Origin of the sequence: Paenibacillus eucommiae, from assembly GCF_017874215.1 — a bacterium.
GTDB lineage: Bacteria > Bacillota > Bacilli > Paenibacillales > NBRC-103111 > Paenibacillus_AI > Paenibacillus_AI eucommiae.
This window is the reverse complement of sequence record NZ_JAGGLB010000005.1, coordinates 180,298-201,389: the sequence shown is the minus strand read 5'-3', so window position 1 is coordinate 201,389 and position 21,092 is coordinate 180,298. Positions and strand designations below refer to the sequence as shown.

14 protein-coding genes are annotated in these 21,092 nt (G+C 46.9%); 1 reads left to right on the top strand and 13 read right to left on the bottom strand.

The features are described from left to right. Positions 1 to 65: 65 nt before the first annotated feature. Positions 66 to 1,358: a UDP-N-acetylmuramate--L-alanine ligase gene (murC, locus tag J2Z66_RS10270; protein ID WP_209971296.1), complete on the top strand. Its 1,293-nt coding sequence runs from the start codon at positions 66 to 68 to the stop codon at positions 1,356 to 1,358. 90 nt (positions 1,359 to 1,448) lie between these two features. Here murC and J2Z66_RS10265 read toward each other — a convergent pair whose 3' ends face one another. The 13 genes from J2Z66_RS10265 to J2Z66_RS10205 all read right to left on the bottom strand — a co-directional run bounded on the left by J2Z66_RS10265 (position 1,449) and on the right by J2Z66_RS10205 (position 21,064). Then, the gene (locus tag J2Z66_RS10265; protein WP_209971295.1) at positions 1,449 to 1,976 is read right to left on the bottom strand and encodes a hypothetical protein; all 528 of its coding nucleotides are present in this window, start codon (positions 1,974 to 1,976) and stop codon (positions 1,449 to 1,451) included. A gap of 229 nt (positions 1,977 to 2,205) precedes the next feature. Further along, complete coding sequence (locus J2Z66_RS10260) at positions 2,206 to 2,721, bottom strand: hypothetical protein (protein WP_209971294.1); 516 nt, start codon at positions 2,719 to 2,721, stop codon at positions 2,206 to 2,208. Positions 2,722 to 2,754: 33 nt separating this feature from the next. Beyond that, a complete protein-coding gene (locus J2Z66_RS10255; RefSeq protein WP_209971429.1) occupies positions 2,755 to 3,588 on the bottom strand; it encodes a DUF72 domain-containing protein in 834 nt (277 codons plus the stop codon). 145 nt (positions 3,589 to 3,733) lie between these two features. Next, entirely contained in the window at positions 3,734 to 7,279 is a 3,546-nt protein-coding gene (locus J2Z66_RS10250) for an S-layer homology domain-containing protein (RefSeq protein WP_209971293.1), read from the bottom strand. 478 nt (positions 7,280 to 7,757) lie between these two features. Continuing rightward, positions 7,758 to 8,855, bottom strand: a complete 1,098-nt coding sequence (locus J2Z66_RS10245; RefSeq protein ID WP_209971292.1) for an AbrB family protein — start codon at positions 8,853 to 8,855, stop codon at positions 7,758 to 7,760. Between the two features lie 232 nt (positions 8,856 to 9,087). Beyond that, positions 9,088 to 9,282, bottom strand: coding sequence for a hypothetical protein (locus J2Z66_RS10240; RefSeq protein WP_209971291.1), 195 nt, complete (start codon positions 9,280 to 9,282; stop codon positions 9,088 to 9,090). A gap of 42 nt (positions 9,283 to 9,324) precedes the next feature. Further along, positions 9,325 to 10,353: a Gfo/Idh/MocA family protein gene (locus J2Z66_RS10235; RefSeq protein ID WP_245375429.1), complete on the bottom strand. Its 1,029-nt coding sequence runs from the start codon at positions 10,351 to 10,353 to the stop codon at positions 9,325 to 9,327. An 82-nt stretch (positions 10,354 to 10,435) separates the two neighbouring features. Then, positions 10,436 to 11,770: a DegT/DnrJ/EryC1/StrS family aminotransferase gene (locus tag J2Z66_RS10230; RefSeq protein WP_209971290.1), complete on the bottom strand. Its 1,335-nt coding sequence runs from the start codon at positions 11,768 to 11,770 to the stop codon at positions 10,436 to 10,438. Between the two features lie 59 nt (positions 11,771 to 11,829). Next, on the bottom strand, positions 11,830 to 12,762 hold the full coding sequence (locus J2Z66_RS10225) for an alpha-L-fucosidase (RefSeq protein ID WP_209971289.1): 933 nt from the start codon (positions 12,760 to 12,762) through the stop codon (positions 11,830 to 11,832). Between the two features lie 44 nt (positions 12,763 to 12,806). After that, positions 12,807 to 13,661: an amidohydrolase family protein gene (locus J2Z66_RS10220; protein WP_209971288.1), complete on the bottom strand. Its 855-nt coding sequence runs from the start codon at positions 13,659 to 13,661 to the stop codon at positions 12,807 to 12,809. Then, on the bottom strand, positions 13,658 to 18,319 hold the full coding sequence (locus J2Z66_RS44285) for an S-layer homology domain-containing protein (protein ID WP_209971287.1): 4,662 nt from the start codon (positions 18,317 to 18,319) through the stop codon (positions 13,658 to 13,660). Before J2Z66_RS44285 ends, J2Z66_RS10220 begins: the two co-directional genes overlap by 4 nt. A 97-nt stretch (positions 18,320 to 18,416) precedes the next feature. Continuing rightward, complete coding sequence (locus tag J2Z66_RS10210; RefSeq protein WP_209971286.1) at positions 18,417 to 20,102, bottom strand: extracellular solute-binding protein; 1,686 nt, start codon at positions 20,100 to 20,102, stop codon at positions 18,417 to 18,419. An 86-nt stretch (positions 20,103 to 20,188) separates the two neighbouring features. After that, on the bottom strand, positions 20,189 to 21,064 hold the full coding sequence (locus J2Z66_RS10205; protein WP_209971285.1) for a carbohydrate ABC transporter permease: 876 nt from the start codon (positions 21,062 to 21,064) through the stop codon (positions 20,189 to 20,191). Between the last annotated feature and the right edge of the window lie 28 nt (positions 21,065 to 21,092).

The window sequence follows — 21,092 nt, the reverse complement described above, 5'->3', positions numbered from 1 at the left end:
TATAGGCATGAGCACAATGACTTACCTGACATATAATATTTAGAATACTTCATCTGGAGGTAGCTATGGATAGTTATCATTTTATTGGGATTAAGGGTAGTGGCATGAGTGCAGTGGCTCAATATCTGCATGACATGGGGCATAGTGTGCAGGGGGAGGACGTTGAAGCTTTTCTTTTTACCCAGAAGTCGTTAGATTCCCGGAACATTCCTTTGTATTCGTTTGGAAATGCGCCCCTGTCACCAGCGATGACGGTTATTGCTTCTAATGCCTTTTCCGATGAACATCCTTCCATTCTCCAATGTAAGCGGCTCAATATCCCTGTTCGGCGGTATCATCATTTTTTAGGGGAATCGTTAAAAGGGTATACAAGCATTGCTATTACAGGTTCACATGGAAAAACTACAACAACGGGCATGATGGTTCATGCACTTCAGGCGATTGAGCCTACATGCAGCCTCATTGGAGATGGGACTGGAAGCGGTCACCCGGATGCCCGATTATTTGTGTTTGAAAGCTGTGAGTATCGACGGCATTTCCTTGCGTATCAGCCTGATATAGCTGTTATTACGAATATTGACTTTGACCATCCTGATTATTTCTCTGATATTCATGATGTTAGACGCGCTTTCGAAGAAATGGCTTCTTTAACGGGCAAGCTGCTGGTGGTATGTGGGGATGATCCGCAAATACGCCTGCTCCAGACACATATAGAAACTTTACATTACGGCTTCGGATTGGAAAATGAGCTTCGGGCCTCTAACCTGCATGTTGAGAATAGTGGCTTGTCTTTTGATGTGCATTATAAAAATACGCTAATCAGCCGCTTTAGCATCCCCTCATTTGGTAAGCATAACGTTTTAAATGCATTAGCTGTTATTGGCGTAGCTTTAGCCTTGGACCACAATATGGATCAAATAAAAGCGCAAATGGCTACATTTGCAGGTGTACAGCGGCGTTTTACCGAAAAAAAATGGCGTTCCAATGTGTTGATAGATGATTACGCGCATCACCCCTCCGAAATAAGAGCAACACTTGAAGCAGTACGATGCAAATTTCCGCAAAAAAAGGTAATCGGGATCTTTCAGCCTCATACCTACAGTAGATTAGAAAAACTATTAGAGGACTTTGCCCTCTCCCTGAAAGAAGCCGACGAAATATTTCTCTGCGAAATATTTGGCTCTCCACGCGAAAACAATGGAAGTGTTTCTATAGAAAGCCTAAAGGCACTTATTCCAAATGCCCGCCTCATTTCAGACAATGTCACTTCTGATCTGTCATCATATGAAGATTCAGTCCTAGTGTTTATGGGTGCTGGAGATATTCAGAAATATCAAGATATCCTGTTTGAAGCCTAATTTGACGTACCAGGCAAATCAAATAAGACTGCCGAAAATTTCTCGGGCAGTCTTATTTGATTTGGTCAACAGACACTGGCTTCGTCTCCTCTATTCCCGCCATGCCGCCATACAACGATGACAATACGACTCCAATTCCATAAACGCAACCTTATGTAGCGCCAATGTGTTCACGATGGTTCTCGACGAACCGGGCAGCGTATTGAACCTGGCAAAGAGCCTGTCCAAATAGCCGTCCCTCCCTGGGGTCCAGAACTGTACCTGCGTAACATTCGGATTATCGGCCTTAATCAAGTCAACGAGAGCCTTCAATCCTTGGATAAACAAGGATGTCCGTTGGTAAGCCTTCTGAATAAAGGCCACCTCTACTTGACATATATGCCGATCCTCATAGCTGTTAACGCCAGTGCCATATACAAAGCCTACCACTCCTACAATCTCGTAGGGTTCTTCACTGAAAACCAGCATAGCTTTTCCAAAAATCAATGGACTGCCAATAAAGCCTAGCTTCATAGCAAATGAATAAGGCAAATTCAGCTCATTGTGATGCCGGAGCAAAAACTGAATGTACGCTTCATAGTCCATTTCCAATGTACAAGGACGAAATTCGAAGGACATTATTTCGCTTGTGCTCTTAAAGCATCATTAACGATAACAAACTGTCCCAATCCGCCTTTATCCGGCCTTTTGATCTCTGGTTTTGGTGGAATCATTAGAGACACCTCCTCTTCTATATTAAGTTACCAAAGCCACCCTGATTGGAAGATTTTTGTATGTTTGGTTGCTGTGGAACCATCTGGATCATACATCCTTCCTAAGCTGGTATGTCTTTTTACCTATAGTAAAATTATACCTTCTTGAGCCTTTCTAGGAAACCCCTTAAACTGTGAACTTTACCACAATACACGGTTTCTTCTCCTCTTTTTCCTTCACGTGTGTAGCTGGACTCAGCCATTTTTGCATATAAATTGCTTACATAAGTATTTTCCGACAAGGCCACAAACCTTATCTCCTCCACCTCTGGGTGCGCCTCGATGATCTGATCAACCAAAAGACCGAATCCTTTCACAAAAAGACTCGTCCCCCTATAAGCCTTGTCAATAATGACCATATCCACAATAGCAATTTCTTTATCCTTAAAATCATGTTCCTGTGTTCCATGAAAATAAGCCGCTGCACCTATCACCCGCTCATCAGCATCCGTAGCCTGAACCAAATGCCCCTGTGTCACATACGTATACAGCAGGGAAAGCATATCCAGAGTGGTAAATGAAAGGTGCAGATCATGTTTGTTAACCATAACAAATAAGCTGACTTTGGCAAAATCTTCATCACTAATACAGCGTTTGCAATGCGTTATCATGGTGTATTTTCCTTCCAATCTTCAGCTATCCTTTTAAAATAAATCCAGCTGCCTTGGCGCCAGCCCCTCATAATCTAGGCCCAGCATCTCCATTAAATCCTTAGCGTTGCCTGCAGCATGTCCACCAGAGTTGTTGTTGAATATTACATAAATATCCTTCACCTGACTGTGCAGCAGCTCAAGCCGCTCCTTCCACTCCAGCAGCTCTTCTTTATTGTAATGATACAAATAACGGACCTCGCGCCAATTATCCGCCCCGCCCTGATTCCAGCCACTCACATTCCGCCCGTGAAAACGGACTATCGTCAGCTCCGGATGCGTCTGCTGCAGCACAATCGGCACCGATCCGACACCAGCCTGCGGCTCATCACAAATGCTGTGAATCCATCCCTCGCTCTCCATAAAAGCCAGCGTCCGCTCCCGCATTTCCGGAACAAACCAGCTCTGATGACGAAACTCCAGCGCAAGCGGAATATCCTTCATTCTTGCCTTCGCCACCTTCAGCGTATTCACATTTTCCTTGCTGCATTCGAACCAAGGCGGGTACTGAAACAGAACTGCTCTCAACTTACCAGCCTCCTGCAGCGGACGAATCGACCCCTTGAAAGCATCAAACATCTGATCCTCATTATCAAAAGGATTCTCCCCCCGCAAATGCCCGGTCATACCCTGATAAGCCTTCACCACAAAACCGAAAACACTCGGCGTCTCCTCATTCCATTTTACATAATTTTTGGTCGGCTGAACCGCATAAAAAGAGCTATCCAGCTCAACAATAGGAAAATGTGCGCCATATACCGGGAGCTTGCCTCTGCCTGCTTCACCCAAGTCATGATCGCCCCACCCGGTTAGTCCAATGTAGATCATAGCTTTCACCCCGCATGCGCTATATTTGTCTTCATTGTAACTGCGTCCCCGCCCCAGATCAACTTTATGTCCCATCAAACAAATAGAAGCTTTCCCACCAGCCTTGCAGCTGGTCAGGGAAAGCCTCCGTGTTCATTTCTTTCGCCTATTCCTTTGAAATTTGGAAGGAAGTCGTTAATATATCAAATTGCTTGGAATCAATTTGATATTTCAAACCACCAATGATGTAATAATAAACACTGGCTTCATTCGTTTTCTTGTCCAACTTAATGATTAGATTATTCTCCTTATCCTGCATGATAATCGGGTCAGTTGGCACTCCTTGAATAAGCAGCAGAATATTTTTCTGAGAATAGTCTAATATACCTGCTAATAGAGGACTTACGGAACCGGAAACATAGTCATTATCTTTAAATTTAATTAACAAAGCATCGGCGGCTTCCAAGGATGCAGGCCATACGTATGTCCCTTTCTCTATCTGTTTCAACTCTTCATAAGTCTGTTCTGTTGCTGAATTAAAAGGAGTGATACTATGAATTTGAAGCACTAAAGGCATTGTATAAGTAAGCTCTACAGGTTCAGAACAGCCCAGATCGTTACATGCTGCCACAGAGAACGTGTAAGTTTTTCCTGGTTGTAAAGAATCAATATTTATAGCAGATGCTTCTACTTCATTAATCTTCTCACCGTTCATAGTTACACTATACTTATTTGGAACCCCATTCCACTCATAGTTCCAAATTAGATTGAGTGTAAATTCATTATTGTGAAAAGCATGAAGGTTTTTTACTGGATTCGGCGTTGTATAGATCGTTAACATCATAAAGCCAAAGGGCTGACCCGGAGCTATCTTAATGTCCTGTATGGCATGTGTGGAATATCCCTGACTAGTTGCCGTTATTGTGTAGCTAATCTCTGGTAATACGTCTGCAATCTCAAAGTCACCCTTGTAGTCAGTCACTACAGTCTTTTGAATATTTGTTCCAGTTAGAGTCACCGTTGCACCAGCAAGAGGTTTGTAAAACGAATCTACAACCCTCCCACTCACAGAACCAGGTACTGGCACACCGGGTATCGGAATCTTCCCCCAACGCGGTATCGAGCAGGTGGATTCGTCACACGCTGAAGCATTTGCTTCTCTGCCAATAAAGGTGATGTCAGTCGGCATATTTTTGAAAGCTGCACGATATTCAACTCCCGGTTCCTGACCTTCCACCGTTAAAAGCACCAATTTAGGAAATTGAGGATATTGGGTTATTTTCTTCACTTCTAGTCCATGATCGAAGCCAAACTCACTCAAGGTTCGCGCGGCAACCGGATGATCAAACTCTACAAGCACAAGATCGGAACGCAAGCTGTCCACATAGGCGACCTTGGAGTCCCACTCCTTCAGTGTTATCGCCATCTTCTTTATTGCCTGGTATGAGTGTTTGAAAAGCGTTACGATAACCTCTGCCTCAACATCCCCTTCACCTAAGGCAGGTCGATCAAAAGGTGTAAATTGAGAAAGAAAACGCGGTTGAGTAGAATACCATCCTATCCCAAGATTTCCCGACCATACCCTAACTGGTTTCGTAACTGAAGCTGCTGAATCACCTTCCTGCAATTCCAGACCTACATTGTCGAGATCTTCCGCTAATTCATAGACGTACGCCTTGGATAACTCAAATGAGTAAAGAAAGTTGAAGTCACTTTCCGCCGCTCCATACTGAAAAGCAATATGCATTGCTATATCAGCATTCACAAACTTAAAATAAATATCGGCAAAAGCATCATTGACAACACCTTCAACCCAATTACTGCCTATTAATTGTTCCGAGCTGCTCTCTTTTTTTACATCCCCAGCCGCTTCAAGAATGGCTGCTGCTTTTACAGGAATGCCTATCTCTTCAAACATTACTGATGGTATCACAGCTGAGTTTACCTCATCAGGAACTAAAGGTATAGAAGTACTGCTTCCCTTTCCAACATCCTTGGGAGCTTCTCCTGGACCTTCCATAACCTTTCCGCTATAGACATTCCCCTCCACACTCATCACGATTCCTGGTTCCCCAGTAATTATAGGACCACCACCAGGACCACCATTGCCTGAAGCAAACGCCGTTTGAACAGCTTGGTTCGCCTTTTCAATTGCCTTCGCTTTCACTATTTGTTGTAAGCCCTCATCCATCTGAAATGTCCCGTTGCCTACAATCAGAATACCTGCAAGAGAGCTCGCATCGCCATACAAATTTACATGTGCATCCGTTTCAAGAAAGCCAACATTGCCTGAATTATCAACTGTAACATTCGCGTTTCCTGCCACTTCTTCAACCTTGATTAAGTTGATTCTTCCACTGCCAGTTATATGTAGAATCGTATTCGGCCGCGAAATGTGCAACATTTCTGTCCAGCTTGCGCCATCAGCATTTATTCTGACATTGGGTGCCTTGTTACTAGCATCTACTTTTAATTCTGTAATGAAAGTCTTCAACAATTTAATTACAATACCTTCATCAGAGCGAACTTCAAGGTAGTCGGCGTTGATGTTCTGAAGTGTAACCTCGCCCGATTTACCCAAATCAACAATCAACTTCTCGACCGCTGTTATCTTACCATTTGCAGGTCCATAGGTCCCTGCTGCAGTAATCGTAACGCTCGTTTGCGGATTCCCGCTGGCAAGCTGCTGCTGCACGGTATTGACGGGAGCAGTACCGCCCCAACCACCACCGCCACCGCCGCCTCCAAACATGGCAGCTGCACCGTTGACTGTTTTACCGCTTGACTTGCCTTTGTATGTAAGCGAGTATTTCGCACCTGAAGTTTGAGCGCTTGTCTGGAGCACAACAATCGTCTTGCTGCCTGATTTTAAAGCTGCAGCTTTAACAATCAGCCCGTTATCAAACTTGAAATCTTCCTTGTTTACTTCAGCAATATCTTTTGCAAATACAACTTCAAATGTGGAATTATCTACAGCACTAAGCGAGACAATTTCATCATTAGTGGAAGCTGGTCCTGCTGGATCAGCCGAAATCTCCTCAGCCTTAGCTACATAACTAGACTGATTCTTCTTAAATTCATAGGCCAGCCTGGCCAAAGCCTGCCGTTGGGCATTTTCCTTAGGACTGAACTTGAGCGTTCCATCCTTATCCTCAATTCCATTCACAAAACCAATCTGAAAAGCAAGCGATACTTGCTGCCGCGCCCAATCTGCCACAGTATGGATATCAGCAAGCTTACTATCTACTTCCAACCTACCTGCTAATGCCTCCAAGCCGAGTGCGCGGATAAAGAAAACAACCAATTCCTCACGCGTCACCTTCGCATCCGGAGCAAAAGTGCTCCCGGAAGTCCCTTGCGTGATCCCCGATTCTACCAGAGCGCCTACATATCCGCGATACCAGCTCGATGGACTCACATCGGAGAAAGCCGCTGCCTTAGCCGGGTTCTCTTCAAGCCCCATAGACAAAACAATAATTTTAGCTAACTCAGCCCGACTCATCGCTTTCTCCGGTTGAAATGTACCGTCCTCATATCCGGATACGATGCCTTCTTTTACTAAATCATAAATCTCTTGCTTGGCATAGGAGTTCGATACATCCTTAAACTCAACATTTGCCGCATCCACGGTCATACTTGGCGAGACCACATTTAACAGCAGAGCCAGAACAACAATGACCGTAATCAAAAAATTCCTTTTTGCAACCTTCATGCGCCAGTTTTCCTCCAAAATTGATTATTAGGCAGTCTAGTTATCGAACTACCTTTCTTGTTATCTATGCAACTATGTACCTAGCGATCATAGACAACGCTACCATTATACTAGGTATTCAGGAAAATAAATAGGGATATTTTGGATATGTTTTAATAGTATTCTTTTTTTTCAAATCAGAGGATGCAGAGCACAGAGCAAGCAAATCTCACAGAGAAAACCACCAGACGTATGTCCCTGAGCCAAAGGGATAGTGACTATAATGAGCAATTGAAACACCTCAGAGATCTAATAAATCAAAAACTCCAACGATTTAACGCTTTAAGACTATAACTCTTTACTGCTTTAAAACCGCACTATATTAATCAAAAACATTACTCCAGGCTTCCACCAAACCATATACTTTCCAGTAACATCATTAAAAAAGACGCCTTTCAGCGTCCATAGAAGAGAGTATTCAAAAATAATTTTATTTTCTTCATTCTATATCAGAAGGTACGGAACGCCTAGGGAGCCGAATTATCCTCTGTAAAATAGGACTGACTATAAACAGGATAAACAGAATACGAAACAACTGATAGCTGGCCACCATTGAAATATCCGCATCGATTTCCTGAGCGATAATTCCCATCTGATCAAGCCCGCCAGGAGCGAGACACAGCAAGGCAGTCGAAAGTGCGACTGGGTGAGTACTGATGAGCAGCAAGCTAAGGCCAAGCGAGCCAAGAATAAGCAGCAGGCCGCTTCCAATAGCAACAGCTAGAGTACGCCAGCCATGCTTCAATTGCTCCGGCTTCAAAAGCATACCAACATAAATGCCAATCGCCAATTGGGCGACGTTAATGACTATGCCCGGCAGCACCGGACCTTCAAGACCAGCAAGCTGCAGCAATGCCGTACCCAGAGCTGGTCCAAGCAAATACGGAGTAGGCATCCGTATGATTCCCCCTACTACGGCGCACGCAATGCAGGTTCCGGCAAAAATCAACAAGGCAGACCAGTCAAGCCCTAGACTAACACCATGGGCTGCCTCTACCTGAAACCATAATGCTTCTCCCACTGCATGCTGCGCCTGACCCACGAGCGGGCTGAACACTAGCATCGGAACAAGCGCAAAAATCATGATCAGCCTTACGACTTGATTGAGCGTGACCATTGTCAAATTAACACCCTGCGTCTCCTCTGCCATCTTCAATACCTGCGACAATCCTCCCGGAATGCAGGCGAGCAATGCTGTACGGTAGTCCATATCGAGCAGCTTGGCCATGAGCCAAGCAATTCCTGCGCATAGCAGCATTAGCAGCAGTGTCATAAGCAGCATGGATGGAAATTGCTCAGCCATTTTCCCCAGCTCATCTGCAGTCAGCGCTGCGCCAATGGTATAGCCAACAACGAGCAGACCAGCATTGCGCAGACCGCTGGGCCATACAAACCTGACCTTCAACAGGTTCGAGCCGAGCAGACTGGCGAACATGGGGCCAAGAAGCCAGGGCAGCGGCAGGTGAAGCCATTTAAAAAGAAGCATGCCGCCGACAGCGGCAATGAGTGTCATTAAAAAACGACCTATATTTTTCATAAATGCATCATACTCTGCACTCCTTCATCATATCAACCGTTCAAGCATATGACAGTTATCCAAGGATTGCAACCCAGTGAACAATATGAAATTCACAAGAAAATCTTACGCTTAACCGCTGTAAAGCACCCGAACTTTTTGCCGGCGCAAATAGAGGGAACAGCTATAGGGTTCCAACCGCTCACCAGTTGCTGATCCTATGCTATTCCCTCCATAGCTGTTCTATATCTACTTATTGCGATTCAAGTATACGCAGCAGCAGAACCACAACCCCCGCTGATTTTTTGCCCAAAAGGGAGACATCGAGCTTGAAAGTCACAGTAACTGGTTTTTGCAACTTTTCCCAAGCATCAAGGCCACTCTTCACTTCGAATACAGCGCTCAAAAGCCTGTTCTTATCGCCAGCCAGCATAAATGCATCATCCACTTTACGAATCTCTATTCGTTGCTCCTGATCAAAAGCTCCTCATCAGAAGCCCCTGATCCTTGTGACAGCTTCATCTGCATCAATAGCGGCTTTCGTAGCAGCCAGTATATCCTGATGCGTAATTACCGCTTTATGGCCGGCATGGCCGTCGATACGTGCTATGAAATCAGCACAAATGGTATAAGGGACTTCATCAAGGGGGACCTCGGACCAGGGCTCCTCATTCGTGATGAGAAAGAGCAGCGCCTTGTCGGAAATCAACGGATCTCCTGACAGCCTCAATTCGGCGGAAGCTTCTGTCCCTGTAATAAATATTCTCATGTCGCCCCAGGCCCAGCAAGCATCCGGCGTATGCCAATCCGCATAAAGCTGAGCCACCATCCCGCCTTCCATAACCGTTTGAAGGTTCACCGTATCATAGAAGGTCGCTTGCTCCGGCAAAATGCTTTTGCCCAAATATCCACTAGACGATTTAATTTCCTGTCCCAATACCCAACGTAATGTATCAAAATCGTGGATCAGCAGATCCGTGACTAAACCGCCGTTTAACGCCTTGTCAAAAAACCAGCCCGGACGATGAAGCTCCGCCAAACGATGCGGTTTACGAAAAGCCATATGAACAATATGTCCAAACCGCCCCTCTGCGTTAAGCCGTTGCAGTGTATATAAAGCCGGATTCACCCTTTCTGTGAACAGCATCCCCACCTGGATGCTGCCGCTGTCGATGACAGCAGCCAGTCTGTTATAACCATCACGATCGATCGCTGCAGGTTTATCCAGCATAATAGACTTACCGTGTACGGCGCATAACTCAACGATGTTGATTTTCTCACTATTGATCGCCGTACTCCCCACGATTCCCACCGTCTTGTCCTGCCATATTTCAAGCTGGGCATAGTCGCTAGGCGTATACAAGGGAAGTCCGTATGTCTTAGCAAGAGCGGCAGCTACCGGCATCGGATCCCTTTCATATATGCCTGCGCATTCATAGCCTAGCGCTTGCATTTCCTCAATAAACATCGTGATGTGTGAATGTTGACAGCCAACGACTGCAAATTTCCCCTTAGACATCGTAATCCCCCCCTTTGCGTAACTTTGTTTATATTCAATAGTCTTAATTAGCCTAGCCTGCGCCTTGTTTGGTTGTTCAAGTTCAAGCTTTATGACTGAAAAAATGCCAACCTCCCAGCTGAGGGGAATTACCGGGATCCTTCTCCAGCAATTCCTTATGACAAGCAACCACCTTGCGGATTGCAAGCACATACTTATCGATGCTTTCTGGCCGGAATTGCTTGAACCAGGGAATGGAAAATACGCGCTCCGAAATATGCTCTGCCACCGGCAAGCTTCCCGCTGGCTGAAGAAGATCCCTCTCGGTGTTAGCCAACCGGGTTGGTGTACCGTGTCCATAAATATCCGCTGTATGAAAGACGGGATGAAGATGAAGGGGCCGGTTGCAGCCAGACTCACACGAAATGCCCTCGGCCACCAGCGCTTCACAAAACCGGGTAACAGACAATCCTCCCAGCTGCTCAGCATGATATAACCCCCGTGCAGCATACCAGCCTGCATTGGTGCTCCCTGGCTGATGGACTGGTCTATGCGGCTGAATTCCAGGGACCCCCTCAAGCTGCTTCCAAAAATAATTCATCGCCTTGTCGATCTCTGCTATTCTTTGTTCATAATATTTCAGTTGAACCCTCCCAACAGCGGAGCTCACCTGGTGCATACGATACTTATATCCTCCGAGCGGGAGCCCTATGAATGACTTCAATTCCTCATTTTCAATCGAATCGTTGAATCTCTCATAATGACCGAATGCGATTGCACGATCGTAGATGTCCCTATCCTTCGTAACCAGCATCCCGGCTTCGCCGATTGCAAATGATTTACCGGTCATCAGGGACATCGCTCCCACATGGCCAATCGTGCCCAATTGCCTACCTTTATACAACCCTCCCTGCGCGTGGGACACGTCCTCTATAACTTTGAGATTGTATCTCCTTGCGATTTCGATGATAGGATCCATATCTGCGGGATGACTCAAATAATGCACGACAACAATCGCTTTTGTCTTTTCCGTTATGCGATGCTCGATATCTGCCGGATCCAGGCAAAGCGTTGTGGGGTGAATATCTGCAAATACGACCGTAGCCCCGAGGGAAAAAGCCTGCAGCGCGGATGCCCAGTACGTTACACTTGGGCAAATGATCTCATCCCCGACGCCAACCCCGCAGCCGAACATCGCGGTATGAATGGCCGCCGTTCCATTATTGAAGCCGAGTGCATACTCGATGTTAAGCCATTGCGCGAATTCCAGCTCAAACTGCTGCGTTATATCCGTACCCGACATTGCTCCGTGACGAAGCACCTCCAATGCGGCGGATTCGTCCTCCTCGGTAATAACCGGCCATGCAAATAAGTCCGCTTCCACCTGCTCTACCGCTTTTGCTCCACCAAACAAAGCCAACTTTTCCGTACTGATCATGATTATAGACTCCTTCTGATTTACTGGTTGATTAGGAATAAATCCCTATTTTGTCTACCCTACTCCCCCCACGTCATCCTCTTTAAATGACCTAATTGCTCTACCTGCTCCTCTGCAATCTTCCCGTCCCGATATACAGCCACATCAAGAGAAACAACCCCGGATTTCGCGTTGACGCTGCGCACATATTCAAGCAAATCTTCGGTTGGATACTTCGTACCCAATCCGCCCCAATGGTTGCCCAGATGAGAGGCAATATGCCATTGCTCCCCTCCGATCCATCTGGAAGACGGAACATCTTCGAAATGATTGACTTCTCCCGCCGTATAATCCTCATGAGACGAATACCCGATAACGGGACTATAAATTCCAGGATTGAAGGCAATGATCCGGTTTGCATTGCCCTCACGAAGCGCTTCAGCCAGCAATCCCAAGCTTTCCTGGTCATATCCGCTCCAATCGTAGCACCCGTCAACCCACCAGCCCGCTACCCGGTCTCCATACCTCCATCCGTACTCCCTTGCGACCTCCGTCCAACGCTGCATGAATAGCGGATTGATTTTCATCTCTTCGCCGCTCATGGCCTTATCCAGCCCAAGTCCTACACTCGCCTGTTCATCTTGTCTAGGTCCATCTCCGGTCCAATACAGCATCAGCTCTATGCCATACTTATGCAATTCCGTGTAGAGATCCTCTACCAAATCCCGTGAGGAGGTAGATTCACCTGGCTGATAGCCGGTATAACGTTCATAGGTTTCATTCGGGGCAATCATGTACTTCAATACCTGCATCATCGTAAAAATCACATACTTTGCGCCTGTTTGTGCCGCGTCCCGTGCGAACCTTCCGGCATCAAACTCAAGCACAGCCTCATCCCAGGACGTCGACTTCCCGTAACTTGTCTTCCAGCTGGCATCATTCTGCATATCATATAAATAGTGGATGAATAATCCGTATTTCGCTTCAGCAAACCAATCCGTCCGATCGTTCATTGCCAGACACCTCTTGTCCTTTATCTAGTTCAGTTCACGCCTCATCAGCCAACCAGGCTTAATGCATTCCCTGCATATATGTTTTGCAGCACAGCCTCGGGTAACCCGAGGCCTTCCAGAAATTGTTGCAGCTCATTGTGGAAAATATCCCGGCCGAACAAAGCACGATCCTGAAACTCCAGCAGGAACTCTACTGTGAAACCCAGATCACGCCGCAGTGCAGTCAGCCCTGAGCTTGCTGACAAATCGCAGTACAAATTCGGGTAGTTTCGTATCATTTCCGTCAGCTTGCCGCCTGGCGTCAGCTTTCCCTGTGGATAGCTAACCTGCTCATACAGCTGATCCCCTGAAATATGAGCCCAGAAGCCTGGGCCGTGACCCAGAAATTTCGTGTCGGGACACGCACGAACCGCACGTTCCAACGCGTCGATGCCTCCGCCATACCAGTATCCAGGCCACGGATACTGATCTCCCTTCTCCACTCCATAGTTCAGCTCAATAATGACAGGAAGTCCTTTCTCCCCGCAAAACCTGAACATCCGCAAAGCGTCAGGGTTATCGATCATCATCCGCAGCATAATTTCGCCGCAAACTTTTACGTTATGCAGCTCAATTGCAGCCTCCAGCCGATAGATCGAATCTGGAAGCCTGGGATCAGGCGCATACCCCAGAATAAACTTATCAGGGTGCTGATTAGCATATTCAAGGCAGCTGGAGAAGGGGATAGCCCCGAAAGCATCCGGCTTCGCTGACCGATAGTAATCATGTGGAAATTCGATAGCCGGAGTTTCCAGGGATAGCAGCCACATCTGTCCGATTCCGTTCTGTTCCATATTCATCAGCGTTTTCTCAGCATTGTAGCCCAGAAAATAGGGATGATTATGTGCATCAATAATCAATTCGCTCCACTCCCACTCACTTGTGCTTTCATCGTCTTCATCATCCGCAGCATAACAACAACCGCTTCCGCTCTAGTAGCCGGATCAAACGGAGCAAATCGATTGCCGTTCTTTCCCTGCATAATGCCTACACGTTCGACCTCTGTAATTCCGCCTTTAGCCCATTGCGGGAAGTTGACAGCGTCTTTAAAAGAGGACGGAACCTGTGAATCCAGATTCAGCTGAAGCGCCCTTGCGACTATAATAGCCATCTCCGCGCGGCTGATCGGTTGATAGGGGCGGAAGGTAGCGTCATCATATCCTTCGACCAAGCCCGTGTTGACGGCCAAGGCGACCTCTTCCCTCGCCCATTCCGGGATTTGTTCCAAATCTGCAAATACGACACTCCGGGATGCGGAAGCCTCAGGCACCCATGATTTCATCGCCCGGGCCATAAGGACCATAAATTGCGCCCGCGTCACTTGGAGCTCAGGTCCGAATGTCCCGTCAGGGAACCCATCGGCCAAACCTTGTACAACAGCTTCTTTAATAAGTTCCGAGGCCCAATGACCTTGAATATCTTTAAAAGAAATAACCGCTGCCTGATCCGGCTTCGTTGGCGGCTCGCCGCCATTTCCCTTCTGTCCGGAATCATCTGGCACTAATGCTGTTGTGCTCCCGCCTGGGCTAGTCACCGGAGACTCGCCATTATGACCACCTCCCGAAGGGTGCTCTTCTTCTTGATTCGGCTCAGCCGCTCCCAACTGCTGGACAAGCCTCATCAATTCACTTGCCGGCAGCACACGGCTGTAGATCCTGACATCGTCGATGTATCCCCAAAACGTGGTCTCAGGACTATTCGGCGATTGTCCGATATAATGATTGCCTACCGTGCCAGCAACGTACTTCATATTGGCTAAGCTGCCCACTTGAACCCCGTCGATGAACATTTTCATTCCGCCGGTTTCATCGAAAGTCACTGCTGTGTGATACCACCTGTCAGACGAGAGGGTTCCGCCAGTGACAATCTCCTGTCCTGAAGTTTTCGATGGCATGCTGACTTTAAGCTTACTGTTTTCAATTTCAATGCTAAGCCCGCCGTCATCTGCATATAGGGTGTGTCTTTCCAGCGCATCATAAGGTTTAATCCAGGTGCTGACTGTGAATCCGTTCCCCCCGTCAAGTTCAAACCCGGGACCGACCTTGAGGTACTCATTTCCACCTTCCATGTATAGCGTATTACTGCCAATCTTACCTGCCAAGTAAACCGGAGTCCGCATCATGTTCGCAGAAGGCTCACCGCCCACAATTTTTACAAAATCACCATCACGCCCATTTCCGGAAAAATCCTTGGCTTTCAAACCATTCGCCTCGTCGAAGGTTAAATGCATCTGTAGACCTTCGCTCAGCTCCTTTTTCCCGGTAGGGACAAGACTGAAGTCATCCAGCCAGGCTGATCCCCCGGCAAAGGAAATATAGGCATGAATATCTACGCTGCCGCTTTGGGCAAATGCAGGTGTTGTGAATTTTATGGCAATACGTGTCCAGTCGCTCGTACCGTATGCATGCTCCGCTTCATTATAAATAGTAAATGGAAGCTTCTGCTGATACCGGATATAAATACCCGCACCCTGAATTCCACTCGTCTTCACCCAACCACTCAATTCGTATTCCGTATTCGGTTCTAACCCGCTCACATCTTGAGAGATTACTCCTTCCACCAAGGGTCCGCTAATGCGTAGGGAGCTTGCTCCGGTGTGGGAAACATTTGAGTCAAGCTCGACTCCTGCGGGATAACTCCAATGAGCAGCCTTGCCGTTCCCGTCTGCAGTTTCAAAGGAAGGGTTAGCCAGCACGTTGTCCGTTCCTTTCACCATTAGATCAACTGGCTGAGAAGTCGTTTCCGCGCCTAATACATCTTTGGCAACCGCCGTAATCGAGTAGCTCCCGGCCTTCGCACCGAGCCACTGAAAACGATATGGCGCACTGGCTGCTGTACCGATTTTTTTACCATTTGCGTAAAACTCAACCTGTCCGATGCTTGCAGCACTTGTTGCGCTAGCTTCCAAGGTGATTCCTGATCCAAGATTGGCAGCATCCAGCACACTAGCATGGATCGGTGATATCATTTCAACAGCCGGACCCTCATTTACTTGTGTGGGGATCACCTCAAACAGCCTGCCGTCTCCAGCTTCAAACGGGATCGGAGAGGTACCGATATCATAAAGCAATCCGGTTTCCAAATCCTTAAGATGACCTTCCGCATAGGCAGAATGAATAGTCAGATTTTGCGACTCGACACAGTCCATATTAACGGCGACTACAAAGGTTTTCGTTCCATCCTTGCTCACGAGCGTGCTTACATAAGGCTTCGAATTTGCCGCTGTTGCTGGTGTTGCCGGAGTTGTCGCTGTAAATCTGTCCTTATCTTTTTTTGCCGCAAGTAATACGGGTCTAAGCGGTTTAACCCTGCTCGCAAGATCAACAGCTTCATCCCGCACGGCAGGAATGTCCTTCAATCCAAGCAATGATTCCAGCGAGTTGTAAAGAAACCAGAAGATACCCGTTGCTCCTTCGCCGATCGACAACCAGTTTTGAGCCCGCACTTCTGCGGGTGTAGGAACACGTAGTGAGAAACGGGATTTTCCTGCCGCTTCGTATTGAAAGGCTTGCAATATTACCCACAAGGGCTTGTCATCAGGTTTTTGCTTCGATATCTCGCGCAAGTAACCAACAAAATCCCATGTGGAATAACCGATTGAATTCAGATTGGAGAAGTTTCCAATCGAATTCGACCAAGCCATAGGATAAATATCAACTAGCAAAGCATCCAGATTAGCAGATGTAAACATGGAACCTACGTTATCAAGACCGATAAGTGGAGTTGTAATTTTTAAATTCGGAGCTTGTTGGTGAAACGCTTCAGTGAGCAGTACGTGCTTCTCCAGCGTTCTTAATGTAGGCTCATCGGACAAATTAATCGATTTAACACTTGGATGATCCTTCACTTGATCGATAATGGCACGAGCAATATTACCAGCAATTTCAGGCGTTGCCGGCTCATCCGGGATATTCATCCATTCCGAAATGTTATGCCCGGCATTATAGTACACATTGAACCCGTATCTGTCCGTTACATCAAACATCTTACGATCGCGAACAGCATTGCCATTCGAAAGCATGACAGAATCAAAGCCTAGCGAATATAACTCAGAGATAGTCTCTTTAAATAATTGTCTATTCCCGTTGTATAGATTAGCTTCTTCAAACACGCCCACAGGAAAGTCACTTTCCTCTGGCTTAACGAGATCGTCTGGATAGGTGATGACCTCATCGGGGTATTCAGGTGGCTCAGTACCCGCTATACCGAGTACTCTGAAGTTTTTGACGGCTTGGGTATTCGCTGTTGCAGAAGCCATCATAAAACCGGCATATTCAATCTTGGGCACAAACCCTTCAATTCCGCTTGCATCGTATTGATGAAGAACTTCCACACCGTTGACCCAGACAGACACTTCCTTGGCCACAGTGTTATATTGTATTTTCAACTTCGTAAACCCGTCAGAATCATACAAGGGCGCTTCACCGGCAGCCAATTGATGACTTGTTTTTACTTTAATTGCATAATGACCATTAGGCTGCAGCAATATCCATAACTGGCCATCGGCCCAATAACCGTCTGTTCCTTTACTAAAACCGACAGCGGTCCAGTCTGACCCGGCAGGCCTTACATCTGCTTCGATGATAGTCTTTTCTCCAGCAGGGATATAGGGTACTCCTGCAAGCTGGTTAGCATTATTCGAGGTCGTAACGAAGCTGTCTCCGCCATTCTCTCCGAAAACCAGCGTTGTGCTTCCTTCCCATTCACGTCCACCGATTTCTGTTTGCTGCCCAACCAACCGGCTGCCAACGGCTCGCGCGCCATCTTGAGTGGACAAGCTGTCCGATATCGTTACCGGCAATTCCGGTTCAACCGCAGCTGTGCCTCTAACAATTAGATGACCAATTGCCTGTTGATTGGCTGTAGCGGATGAAATCATAAAGCCTGCGAAGCGGATGTCCGGCGTAAAGCCTGTAATTTCACTCCAGTCATGTTCATCTGCAACATTTATCCCATTGATCCAGGCAGATACCGTTTGCTCTGCTGCATTGTATTGCAATTTCAACCTCGTATAACCATTTGGATCAAAAGATGGAGCTTCCCCGGAAAGCAGCTCAACATTTGTTTTCGCCATAACAGAGTAATGCCCGCTTGGTAAGATCCGAATCCAGAATTGGCCATCGGTCCAATACCCATCCGTCCCTTTACTAAATCCAATCGCCACCCAGTCTGAACCGGCAGGCTTCACATCTGCTTCAATAACAGCAACCCCGCCTGGTTCAGGTGAAAAGGGCACAGCCGCAAGCTGATTGGCATTGTTCGCTGCGGTCACATATCCGGCTTCTCCGCTGCCTGCGAACACAAGCGTCGTGCTGCCATCCCATAAGAGCTGGCCACTTTCCGTTAGAGTCCCTACCAGTGGATCACCAGCAGTGCGTGTCGTTCCATTCACCTCGAATTGATCTTCAATCAGGATCGGTAAAGCAGGAGTCTCTTCTGCAAAAACCTCGGCTTTTGCCGGAATCACAGATCCAAAAGCAATCAGGAATAGAATAAAGAAAGTAAACAGCTTTCTCATTGGTACACCTCCACATATTTGTGTAAGAAGGCACATTCTTTATGCTCTGCATAAAGAATGTGCTGCCCCGAAAAATTCCAGTTTCCTATTTGCTGCCCTATTTACTGCCCACTTTATACCAATCCTTGCTGTAGACAATTTTATCTTTGTTTTCCGCAAACCATTTCCCGTAGAAATCGTCGAGAGCCTTGCCTCCCGCCTTCTGCCAAGCTGCTTTGGCATCTTCAGCTGCCTTGTCAATCGGGTAACCCGTTCCGCCCACAATCGCCTTCGACCAGATTCCGCCGATCGTTTCCAATCCATTAGTAAAGGACAACTGCAAGCTTTGATCCAGAACAGGCATCGATTCGTTAGTAATATCGAAGAAAACCGGACGTTCCGGAGTCAGATAGGCTTGCTGCGCTTGCTTAAGAACTTCGGTAAATTCCTTCTCCAGTGGCTTCTCCGGATTCAGCTGGGAGATGTATTGGCCGCATGTACCCTCAAAGATTTCAGATGAAATCATGCGCAAATCCAAGGCATAGGAAACCTCCTTCTGGTATTTTTCAGGGTCGATAGCTTGTGTGCACCCGTTAGGGCCATCCTGATAATGAACCCCTTCAAGTCCGTATTTCAGCGTCTTGCTTGTCGATTCCTTAGCCATAAAATCGATAAAGTGAACCACTGCTTCCGGATCCTTCGCTTTTGCATTCACAACAGCTGTAATAGACATCGGCCCTGTAATCGAAGGACTGAACTGTCCGAACTCGCTCTTCGGCAGAGGAATTGCAATGACCCTTGCATCCGGATTATTTTTCTTTAGAGCCTCGAAGACAGTGAAGCCCAGTTCACCCGAGCCGAAATTGACGCCGAATATGCCCAGCTTGCCGTTAACGAAATCCTGCTGCGCCTTTTCACCGTTTTGATCGGTCAGGAAATCCTTATCCACGAATCTATCATCGTAGAGACGCTTTTTAAAGGAGGCGGCGGCAGTTTCCCGCTCCCAATTCTTCACATATTGTCCGTCCTGTATGATCCATCCCGGAGGACCTGCACCGAATACATTATCCAAAATGTATCCGCCTACAAAGCTAAGATTAACACCGAACGTATCCTTCTTGTTGTTGCCATCCGGATCCTGTTCTGCAAATGCCTTAATAACCGCGTAAAGCTCATCCGTCGTTTTCGGGACATCCAGCTTCAGCTTCTCCAGCCAGTCTGCACGAACATACAAAGCCTGATTTGTGTCAAGCGGTGTGGCGTACATCTTTCCTATGCCGTAGAGCTTTCCATCAGATTTGGTCCCCATTTGCCGAAGCAGCGGGTATTCATTCAACAGTGCTTTGTATTCAGTGCTGTATTTCTCGATCCAATCATCAAGGGGCAGCAATTGCTTCTGCTCATACAGCTGATCGTGATAAATAGTGCTCCATTCAAAAATAAGATCCGGCGCTTCTCCTGAAGCAAATAAGGCATTAAACTTCTCCCTGGATTCCCAGCGTGGCACTGGCACCAGCTTGACCTTGACCGGGCTGTTCTCGTTGATCCAGTCTACCCAGCGGTTTTTGGTTGCATTGCCCTCCTCCGGCGGGATATTGCCGCGATCATAAATAGATATTGTGATTTCACTTTTTTTTGCTGACTTCGTGCTTTCCGGCTTTTTACCATCCGTTTGTGCAGGATCTTGCCCTGACTCCTTTGTGCCGTCAGACTTCGAGCAGGCTGCTAGCAGCAGCATCAGCGACAAGACAAGAATTACAAGCACGGACCATCTTTTTCGGCCAAACCCCATTTGCATGTTCATTCCTTTTCTCCTCCAGTTCACCAATTCATCTATCCTGATAGTAACGGAAAAACCTTGTTTTATCACCCCTTTCATTCCTTAGTCACCTAGCCTTTGATAGCTCCAATCATAACGCCCTGAATAAAGTATTTTTGTAAAAATGGATACACAACGAGCATAGGGATAATCATCACCATGATGCCTGCAGACTTGATGCCCTCAGGCGTTGCCTGAATTTGATCGCCTGGCCGCATATTGTTAATTTCCTGAAGAATACTCTGACTTTGAATCATCTGCTGCACCAGGACGGCCAAATTGTATTTGTCTGTATTCTGAATAAACAAAAGCAGACTGAAAAACGAATTCCAATAAGACACAGCATAGAACAAACCGATAGTCGCCATAACCGGCATCGAAAGCGGCAGAACAATGCGCAGCAGAAACCGCCATTCCCCGCTCCCATCCATGCGTGCAGCCTCCTCCAGTTCATCTGGTATGTTCTCAAAAAAAGTGCGCATAACGAGCATATTGAAGGTATTAACCAGCACAGGCAGCCAAAGCGCCCCATAATGATTCATCAGTCCCAAGCTCTTCACAACTAAATATGAGGGGATAAGTCCTCCGCTGAACAGCATCGTAAACACAATACCCAACGTAAAGAACCTTCTTCCATACATCCCCTTTCGGGATAACGGATACGCTGCCATAACCGTAAATACCAAGCTTAGAGCGACACCAACTACTGTAATCACCATACTATTCTGAAATGCCTGCACGACATTGGTCCCTACCAATAACAAACGATAAGATTCAAAGGACCAGCCGAGTGGCCATAGGGTTACAATCCCTGACATAATAGACTGTTGATCGCTTAAGCTTAAAGCTGCTATATGCAGAAGCGGGAGCAAGCAGCTTAAAGCTATCAAAATAAGCAGGCCCGCATTAATCCGTATAAAAAGCTTTTCTCCCATTGAATGTTTCACTTGTTCACCTTCCGTCATGATAGAATTA